This window comes from Polaromonas sp. P1_G2, assembly GCF_056405515.1.
Window position 1 is genome coordinate 1 of sequence record NZ_JBFUBY010000180.1, and the last position, 8,882, is coordinate 8,882.

At 61.4% G+C, this 8,882-nt stretch carries 11 protein-coding genes; 1 reads left to right on the forward strand and 10 read right to left on the reverse strand.

Annotation, left to right across the window (positions count from 1 at the left end; all coding sequences use genetic code 11):
* Positions 1-35 precede the first annotated feature (35 nt).
* Positions 36-572, forward strand: coding sequence for a TPM domain-containing protein (locus AC1D0P_RS17325; RefSeq protein ID WP_477677891.1), 537 nt, complete (start codon positions 36-38; stop codon positions 570-572).
* Positions 573-946: 374 nt separating this feature from the next.
* On the opposite strand, the gene AC1D0P_RS17330 is transcribed toward AC1D0P_RS17325, so the two are convergent.
* The 10 genes from AC1D0P_RS17330 to AC1D0P_RS17375 form a co-directional block, all read right to left on the reverse strand.
* Positions 947-1,366 (reverse strand): F0F1 ATP synthase subunit epsilon, encoded by a 420-nt coding sequence (locus AC1D0P_RS17330; RefSeq protein ID WP_477655757.1) that lies wholly within the window; start codon positions 1,364-1,366, stop codon positions 947-949.
* A 39-nt stretch (positions 1,367-1,405) separates the two neighbouring features.
* Positions 1,406-2,818 carry a F0F1 ATP synthase subunit beta gene (atpD, locus tag AC1D0P_RS17335; RefSeq protein WP_477677886.1) on the reverse strand — a complete coding sequence of 471 codons (1,413 nt, stop codon included), beginning with the start codon at positions 2,816-2,818 and terminating at the stop codon, positions 1,406-1,408.
* A gap of 28 nt (positions 2,819-2,846) precedes the next feature.
* The gene (locus AC1D0P_RS17340) at positions 2,847-3,362 is read right to left on the reverse strand and encodes a hypothetical protein (RefSeq protein WP_477677887.1); all 516 of its coding nucleotides are present in this window, start codon (positions 3,360-3,362) and stop codon (positions 2,847-2,849) included.
* Positions 3,363-3,367: 5 nt separating this feature from the next.
* Positions 3,368-4,234, reverse strand: coding sequence for a F0F1 ATP synthase subunit gamma (gene atpG / locus AC1D0P_RS17345; protein WP_477655760.1), 867 nt, complete (start codon positions 4,232-4,234; stop codon positions 3,368-3,370).
* 47 nt (positions 4,235-4,281) lie between these two features.
* Complete coding sequence (atpA, locus tag AC1D0P_RS17350) at positions 4,282-5,835, reverse strand: F0F1 ATP synthase subunit alpha (protein ID WP_477677888.1); 1,554 nt, start codon at positions 5,833-5,835, stop codon at positions 4,282-4,284.
* Positions 5,836-5,897: 62 nt separating this feature from the next.
* Positions 5,898-6,428, reverse strand: a complete 531-nt coding sequence (locus tag AC1D0P_RS17355) for a F0F1 ATP synthase subunit delta (RefSeq protein WP_477655761.1) — start codon at positions 6,426-6,428, stop codon at positions 5,898-5,900.
* Between the two features lie 12 nt (positions 6,429-6,440).
* Positions 6,441-6,911, reverse strand: coding sequence for a F0F1 ATP synthase subunit B (locus AC1D0P_RS17360; RefSeq protein WP_477677889.1), 471 nt, complete (start codon positions 6,909-6,911; stop codon positions 6,441-6,443).
* A gap of 74 nt (positions 6,912-6,985) precedes the next feature.
* Entirely contained in the window at positions 6,986-7,249 is a 264-nt protein-coding gene (gene atpE / locus AC1D0P_RS17365) for a F0F1 ATP synthase subunit C (RefSeq protein WP_007868969.1), read from the reverse strand.
* Between the two features lie 72 nt (positions 7,250-7,321).
* Positions 7,322-8,194, reverse strand: coding sequence for a F0F1 ATP synthase subunit A (atpB, locus tag AC1D0P_RS17370; protein WP_477655763.1), 873 nt, complete (start codon positions 8,192-8,194; stop codon positions 7,322-7,324).
* Positions 8,195-8,206: 12 nt separating this feature from the next.
* Positions 8,207-8,707, reverse strand: a complete 501-nt coding sequence (locus AC1D0P_RS17375; protein WP_477677890.1) for an ATP synthase subunit I — start codon at positions 8,705-8,707, stop codon at positions 8,207-8,209.
* Positions 8,708-8,882 lie beyond the last annotated feature (175 nt).

An 8,882-nucleotide genomic window follows, 5' to 3' on the forward strand; every position in this document is an offset into this window, starting at 1 on the left:
TGGCGGCGGCGGCGCCTCGGGAGACTGGTAGGCACATGCTCAACAAACTCAAAACTATCCTCAAGCATCTCTGGCTTGACGCATCCGACGCCAGGCGCGCCATCCCGCCCGACATGCTGGAACGGCTCACGCGGCGCGTGGCGGCCAGCGAGCAGCGTCACAGCGGCGAGATCCGTATCTGCGTGGAAGCTTCGCTGCCCCTGAGCTATCTGCGGCGGCTGGGCAAACAGCTTTCCATCCCCACACTCACGCGCCAGCGCGCGGTGACGATGTTCGGCAAGCTGCGGGTCTGGGACACCGAACACAACAACGGCGTGCTGATTTACGTATTGCTGGCCGAGCGTGYGATCGAGATCGTGGCCGACCGCGGCGTGGCGCGGCAGGTGGGCCCGAACCAATGGCAGGCCATGGTGGCCCGCATGGCGGTGGCCTTCCGCGAGCAGCGTTATGAAGACGGGTTGACGCAGGCGCTGGAGGAAACCTCGGCCGTGTTGATGCAACACTTCGCGGTGGATGCCGGCAGCCCGGAGGCGAACACCAATGAGTTGCCCGATACGCCGCTGCTGCAATAAGAACGGCTCAGGGCGACAGCAAAACGCCCAGGACGAATAAAGCTGTCAGCACGACGAGTACCCGCCGTACCCAGGTCATGCGCGAACGCTTCCCCCTGCGGTGCGGTGAAAGCTCATCCCCCCATGTCAGACTGTCCAGCGTGCTGTTCATAGCCTCACCTCGTTGCTTCAGTTGAAATCCTGTGCCAACGATAAGGCGGGGGTATGCCGGCTGGCTGYCATTTAGCGTGTCGAGTTGTTATTTGCGGCATTTGCGCAACAGCATGAGCGCTAAAGGCCTACCGTCCGCACACCTCCCAACGTGCCACCCACAAAAAAGCCCCTGGCTTTCGGCAGGGGCTTGATGCGATCCGGTGGAACCGGAGGCGTGTGTATTACTTCTTCTGACGGTACTTGCGCAAGGCGGCGATCTGCGCGGCCATGACGGCGAGTTCAGACTGGGCCATGGCGATGTCGATGTCGCTCTTGGCGTTCTTCAGCGCTTCCTCGGCCGCAGCGCGGGCTTCGCTGGCCTTGGTCTCGTCCAGGTCCTTGCCGCGGATGGCGGTGTCGCTCAACACCGTCACGCAGTTGGGCTGCACTTCGAGCAGGCCGCCGGCCACGAAGACGAATTCTTCCGTGCCGTCGGCTTTTTCAATGCGCACGGCGCCCGGCTTGATGCGGGTGATCAGCGGCGTGTGGCGCGGGTAAATGCCCAGCTCGCCGGCTTCGCCAGGCAATGCCACGAACTTGGCTTCGCCCGAGAAGATGGACTCTTCTGCGGATACGACGTCGACGTGAATGGTGGTTGACATAAGCGATCCTTAGTGAGAAAAAGTTTTGGGGCCTGAGCCTTAGACCTTCTTCGCCTTTTCGAATGCCTCATCAATCGTGCCGACCATGTAAAACGCTTGTTCCGGCAGGTGATCGCACTCGCCGGCCACAATCATCTTGAAGCCGCGAATCGTTTCGGCCAGGCTGACGTACTTGCCGGGCGAGCCGGTGAACACTTCAGCGACGTGGAAAGGCTGCGACAGGAAACGCTGGATCTTGCGGGCGCGGGCCACGGCCAGCTTGTCTTCAGGGGCCAGTTCGTCCATGCCCAGAATCGCGATGATGTCGCGGAGTTCCTTGTAGCGCTGCAGCGTGCCTTGCACGGCGCGGGCCGTTGCGTAGTGGTCTTCACCGACGACGTTCRGGTCCAGCTGGCGGCTGGTGGAGTCGAGCGGGTCGACCGCGGGGTAGATACCCAGCGAGGCGATGTCACGGCTCAGCACCACGGTGGAGTCCAGGTGGGCGAAGGTGGTGGCGGGCGACGGGTCGGTCAAGTCATCGGCAGGGACGTAAACGGCCTGGATGGAAGTGATGGAGCCGACCTTGGTGGAGGTAATACGCTCTTGCAGGCGGCCCATTTCTTCGGCCAGCGTAGGCTGGTAACCCACGGCGGAAGGCATACGGCCCAGCAGCGCGGACACTTCGGTACCGGCCAGTGTGTAGCGGTAGATGTTGTCCACGAAGAACAGCACATCGCGGCCTTCGTCACGGAAGGATTCGGCGATCGTCAGGCCGGTCAGCGCGACGCGCAGGCGGTTTCCTGGGGGCTCGTTCATCTGGCCGTAGACCATGGCCACTTTGGATTCGCCGAGGTTCTCGAGGTTCACGACGCCGGAGTCGGCCATCTCGTGGTAGAAGTCATTGCCTTCGCGGGTACGCTCACCCACACCGGCGAACACGGACAGGCCCGAGTGCGCCTTGGCGATGTTGTTGATGAGTTCCATCATGTTCACGGTCTTGCCGACGCCGGCGCCGCCGAACAGGCCCACTTTGCCGCCCTTGGCGAACGGGCAAACCAGGTCAATCACCTTGATGCCGGTTTCCAGCAGTTCCTGCGATGGCGAGAGTTCGTCATAAGCAGGCGCCTTGCGGTGGATGGGAGCGGTCAGGGTCTGGTCGACCGGGCCGCGCTCGTCGATGGGCGCGCCCAGCACGTCCATGATGCGGCCCAGCGTGGCCTTGCCGACGGGAACCGTGATGTTGGCGCCGGTGTTGTACACCATGTTGCCGCGGCGCAGGCCGTCGGAGGTGCCCAGCGCGATGGTGCGCACGATGCCGTCGCCCAGCTGCTGCTGGACTTCCAGCGTCAGCGCGGAGCCTTCCATTTTCAGCGCGTCATAGATCTTGGGCATCTGGTTGCGCGCGAATTCCACGTCAACCACCGCACCGATACATTGAACGATTTTGCCTTGAGCTTGTGAAGCGTTATTCATATTGAAACTCCGTTATCAGATTTTTGACTCATTCCACCGAGATGGAAGGATCGACTACTGCGGCCACATGGCGCGCAAACGTCTCATACATTTGCGCATTGCGCGCGGCGGTTCCCATGCTTCCCCAGCTCGCAAGGCGGAACGYCACGTTGATCTGGCTGCTCTTGAGGATTTTGCCGGCCGCGTCCTTGACGATGACATCAGCCACCACAAAGTCATTGCCGGCGAACACGCCGGCGAAGTAGACGGCCGCGCCATTGCGCACGCGCAGATCAGTCACGTTCACATCGAGGGTCTGCGTCGAGCCGGGCAGCAACAGCTTGCGCTTGGTCAGGTCACCCGTGATTGCCGACTGCAACTGGTCTTCCTTGAAGCCCGGATTGTCCCGCATGCGGATGCGTGCGGCGTCCGAGATCTTCATGCTCAGGCCAGCGACATTGGCCGCCGCCGAAGCGTTGCTGCTGAGCGTCTGCGTCTTCGACGTGACACCGCAACCGGCAAGCGCCAGAACGGAAGCCAGGATAGCTGTGAGAATGATTTTCATGTGAATCAAACCGCAGCAGCACCGGCAACGATTTCCGAAAGTTCTTTCGTAATCGCCGCTTGACGCGTTTTGTTGTAAACCAGCTTGAGTTCGCCGATCACGCTGCCGGCGTTGTCGGTGGCGGCCTTCATGGCCACCATGCGGGCGGACTGCTCGGACGCCATGTTCTCGGCAACCGCCTGGTAGACCAGCGCTTCCACGTAGCGGACCAGCAGGTCGTCGATCACGGTCTGCGCGTCAGGCTCGTAGATGTAATCCCAGCCGTGCTGGTCCTTGTCGGCCTGCAGGTGCGCCGCTGTCAGCGGCAGCAGCTGCTCGACCACCGGTTCCTGGCGCATGGTGTTGATGAACTTGGTGTAGCACAGGTACACCGCGTTGATCTTGCCTTCGCTGTACGCATCGAGCAGCACCTTGACGGGGCCGATCAGTTTTTCCAGGTGCGGCTTGTCGCCGAGCTGGGTCGCGTGCGACACCACCTTGGCGCCCACACGGTTCAGAAAACCGAGGCCCTTGTTGCCGATGGCGACTGCCTTGGCATCATGGCCGGCGGCCTGCACTTCCTTGAGCTTGGCCGTCACGGCGCGCAGCACGTTGGTGTTCATGCCGCCGCACAGGCCCTTGTCGGTCGTCACCACGATGAACCCGGTGGCCTTGGCGTCGTTGGACTCCATGAACGCGTGGGTGTACTCGGGGTTGGCCTGACTCAGGTTGGCCGTGATGTTGCGGATCTTGTCGCTGTAAGGACGGGCAGCGCGCATCCGCTCCTGCGCCTTGCGCATCTTGGAGGCGGCCACCATTTCCATGGCCTTGGTGATCTTCTTGGTGTTTTCCACCGATTTGATCTTGCCGCGAATCTCTTTACCTGCTGCCATAGGATTTCCTGGAGGTTCTTGCCTTAACTGATGTAGCCGTCACGCCTTCAGGCGAACGACTTCTTGAACTCGGCCACGGCCGTGTTCAGTTCAGCCTCAGCATCCTTGTCCATGGCCTTGTTGGCTTCGAGCTTGGCCATCAGGGCCGCGTTCTTGTCCTTCAGGTAAGCGTGCAGGCCGTGCTCGAAAGCCAGGACCTTCTTGACTTCCACGTCGTCCATGAAGCCCTTGTTCACGGCGAACAGCGTGGCCGCCATGTTGGAGATGGACAGAGGCGAGTACTGGGCCTGCTTGAGCAGTTCGGTCACGCGGGCGCCGCGGTCCAGCTGCTTGCGGGTGGCTTCGTCCAGGTCGGAAGCGAACTGCGCGRAGGCAGCCAGTTCACGGTACTGGGCCAAGTCGGTACGGATACCGCCGGACAGGTTCTTGATCAGCTTGGTCTGGGCTGCACCACCGACGCGCGACACCGAGATACCGGCGTTGATGGCGGGGCGGATACCGGCGTTGAACAGGCTGGTTTCCAGGAAGATCTGGCCGTCGGTGATCGAGATCACGTTGGTCGGAACGAAAGCGGACACGTCGCCGGCCTGCGTTTCGATGATCGGCAGCGCGGTCAGCGAACCGGTCTTGCCTTTGACCGCACCCTTGGTGAAGTCTTCAACGTACTTCTCGTTCACGCGGGCTGCGCGCTCGAGCAGGCGGCTGTGGAGATAGAACACGTCGCCGGGATAGGCTTCGCGGCCTGGCGGACGGCGCAGCAGCAGCGAAACCTGGCGGTAGGCCACGGCCTGCTTGGACAAATCGTCATACACGATCAGCGCGTCTTCGCCGCGGTCGCGGAAGTATTCGCCCATGGTGCAGCCGGAGTAGGCGCTGACGTATTGCATGGCGGCGGATTCGGAAGCGGAAGCCGCCACGACGATGGTGTATTCCATGGCGCCGGCTTGCTCCAGCGAGCGCACCACGTTCTTGATCGAGGAAGCCTTCTGGCCGATCGCGACGTAGACGCAGGAAACGCCTTTGCCCTTCTGGTTGATGATGGCGTCGATGGCCACGGCCGTCTTGCCGGTCTGGCGGTCGCCGATGATCAGCTCGCGCTGGCCGCGGCCGACGGGCACCATGGAGTCGATGGACTTCAGGCCGGTCTGCAGGGGCTGGTCGACGGATTTACGGGCGATCACGCCGGGCGCGACCTTTTCGATCACGTCGGTGAGCTTGGCGTTGATCGGGCCCTTGCCGTCGATAGGCTGGCCCAGGGCGTTCACCACGCGGCCGAGCAGCTCGGGGCCGACAGGCACTTCCAGAATGCGGCCGGTGCACTTGACGGTGTCGCCTTCGGCGATGTGTTCGTATTCACCCAAAATCACGGAACCGACCGAGTCGCGCTCGAGGTTCAGTGCCAGGCCGTAGGTGGGGGTACCGTCGGCGGTTGCGGGGAATTCCAGCATTTCGCCCTGCATCACGTCGGACAGGCCGTGGATGCGGACGATACCGTCGGTCACGGACACCACGGTGCCCTGGTTGCGGATGTCGCTGCTGCCGGTCAGGCCTTCAATACGGCTCTTGATCAGTTCAGAAATTTCTGCGGGATTGAGTTGCATGACTCTTTCCTTCTTTCTATGTTTGTTGGCTTAAAACCTGCGGATGGCGCCTGGGCACCGGCTCAGGAGATCAGCGCCACTTTCATTTGCTCTAAACGGGCTTTGACCGAGGTGTCCAGCACCTCGTCACCCACCACGACTCGCACGCCCCCGATCAGGGCCGGCTCCAGCTCAACCTGGAGGTTGAGCTTCTTGCCAAAACGTTTTTCCAGCGTTGCTGACAGGCCGGCCAGCGCTGCGCCGTCGAGCGCGAAAGCGCTGTAGACGGTCGCATCGGACGAACCGCTCTGCGCATTTTTCAGGACACGGAACTGCGCGGCGATTTCCGGCAGGGCGCCGAGGCGGCCGTTCTCGATCACTGTGCGCAGGAAGTTTTTCGCGGCGTCCGGCAGCTTGGTTTTGGCAACGCCCGAAATCACGTCGAACGCCTGCGCCGAAGTGACGCCGGGGTTGCCGGCGAACTGCTGCAGCTGCGCATTGGCAGCGATGGCGGCCAGCTCGTCGAGCCAGACGGCGGTGCCGCCCAGGTCGGAGCCGGAGGCCTTGAACAGCGCTTCAGCGTAGGGACGGGCAATGGTGGCTAGTTCTGCCATGTTGATGCTCGCTTAGAGTTCGGTCTTCAGGCGGCCCAGCAAGTCAGCATGCACACCGGCATTGACTTCCTTGCGCAGAATCTGCTCGGCGCCCTTGACGGCCAGCGCTGCCACCTGCTCGCGCAGGGCTTCGCGTGCCTTGACGGCTTGCTGCTCGGCTTCGACCTTGGCGGCGGCGATGATCTTGCCGCCTTCTTCGGTGGCCTTGGCCTTGGCCTCTTCGATCAGGGCCTGGCCCCGGCGCTCGGCTTCAGCCAGGCGCACGGCCGCTTCGTTGCGCGACTTGGCCAGCTCTTCTTCCACGCGCTTGTTGGCGACGGAGAGTTCGGATTTGGCTTTGTCGGCAGCAGCAAGGCCGTCAGCGATTTTTTGCGCGCGCGCGTCCAGGGCCGCCGCGATGGGTGGCCACACAAACTTCATCGTGAACCCGACCAAAATCAGGAACACGATCAGCTGGACAATTAGGGTACCGGTAATGCTCACTGCTCATCCTTTCCCTTGGGGCCCAGCCAGAAGCCGGCCCGAAGGAATGACATTCTTGGGACTTTGATCAATGCTTACTTGGGCAGGTTGGCGATTTGCGCCAGGAAGGGGTTGGCGGTGGCGAACCACAGCGCGATACCCGTGCCGATAATGAAAGCGGCGTCGATCAGGCCGGCCAGCAGGAACATCTTGGTCTGCAGTTCGCCCATCAGTTCAGGCTGGCGTGCAGCTGCTTCGAGGTATTTGCTGCCCATGATGCCGATGCCGATACAAGCGCCGACTGCGCCCAGGCCAATGATGAGGCCGGCGGCCAGAGCGACAAAACTAATAACTTCCATGATGACTCCTTAGGACTTGGTTACGAGAGAAAAACAAAAACGAAAACGGGGGATAACTGAGCTGTTGCCTGACTAGTGGTGATCGTGCGCCTGGCCGATATACACCAGCGTCAGCATCATGAACACGAAGGCTTGCAGCGTGATGATCAGGATGTGGAAAATCGCCCAGGCCGAGCCCGCGATGATGTGGCCGATGGCCAGGCCGATGCCGGTCGCCGACAGCGACCAGGCGCCGCCCATCAGGGCGATCAGCAGGAAAATCAGTTCGCCGGCATACATGTTGCCGAACAGTCGCATGCCGTGGGAGACCGTCTTGGCGACAAACTCGATGACCTGCATCAGGAAGTTGAAGGGGTACAGCGCCCAGTGGTTGCCGAAAGGCGCGGTGAACAACTCGTGGATCCAGCCGCCCACGCCCTTGATCTTGACGTTGTAGACCAGGCAGGTGATCAGCACGCCCATGGACAGGCCCATGGTGATGGAAAGGTCGGCGGTGGGCACCGAGCGCATGTAAGCGTGGTGCGCGTCATGGCCGGCAGCACCATACACCCAGGCCCACAGCACCGGCAGCAGGTCGACCGGCAGCAAGTCCATGGCGTTCAGCAGGAAGATCCAGACAAACACGGTGAGGGCCAGCGGCGCGACCAGCTTGCGGCTTTCGGCGTTGTGCACGATGCCCTTGGCTTGCGCGTCGACCATTTCAACGAGGATTTCAACCGCGGCCTGGAAACGGCCGGGAACGCCGGAGGTGGCTTTGCGGGCGGCTTTCCAGAGCAGGAAGCAGCCGATCACACCCAAAAGGATGGTGAAAATGGTGGAGTCGATATTGATGACGCTCAGATCGAACGGGCCAACAAGTTCCTTGTTACGCCAGTGCGTCAGGTGGTGAACGATGTATTCACCAGCGGTTGGACCGCCATGTCCAGCAGCATTCTCAGCAGCCATTTATTGCTCGCCTCAAAGTTTATTTTTCCTGACCGCGAACAACAACGCGATCCAGGACGTTTTCATTGTCACCACCAGGCCGACCAGCATGGCCGGCCAACTCAGCATCGAAACCAGCCTTGGCGCGGCAAACAGCATTGCCACCGTCAAGGCGATCTTGACCATTTCCCACAAAAAGAATCCAGCCACCGCAGTGCCTGGATTCATAGACCACACTTTGCCGGTCAAACCGCGCGCAAAAAGCGCCGCCGGAATCACCACCGCCAGCGCCCCGTAGAGCGCCGACCAGCCGGCGGACCGCTGGCCTGTCAGGGCCCAAGTGACACATGCCACCAGAACACCAACCGCCAACTGCCCCGCCAACACCGACCAAGGGGAAAGAAGCGGAACCGTTTCACGAAGCTTTTGGGCTTCTTCACGGGTCAGGGGCTTGAAAGCCTCCACATCCGCCTCAAACTCATCTGTAACTGCCCGGGAGACCGGGTTCGTTGCCGACTTCGCCGAATTTGTCATTTTGAAACCTACAAATTACGGGAAAGTTACAGGGGCCGCTATTAGCAAAGCCCTTGATTATACGTAGAAACCCCAGCGCTCCGACAAAAACCCCGGCTCGGGGTTGAATTAGGGGCCTTCCTCGCGTGCATCGGGGTAAACACCAGGCTGCTGGTTCACAATGGACTGACAACAC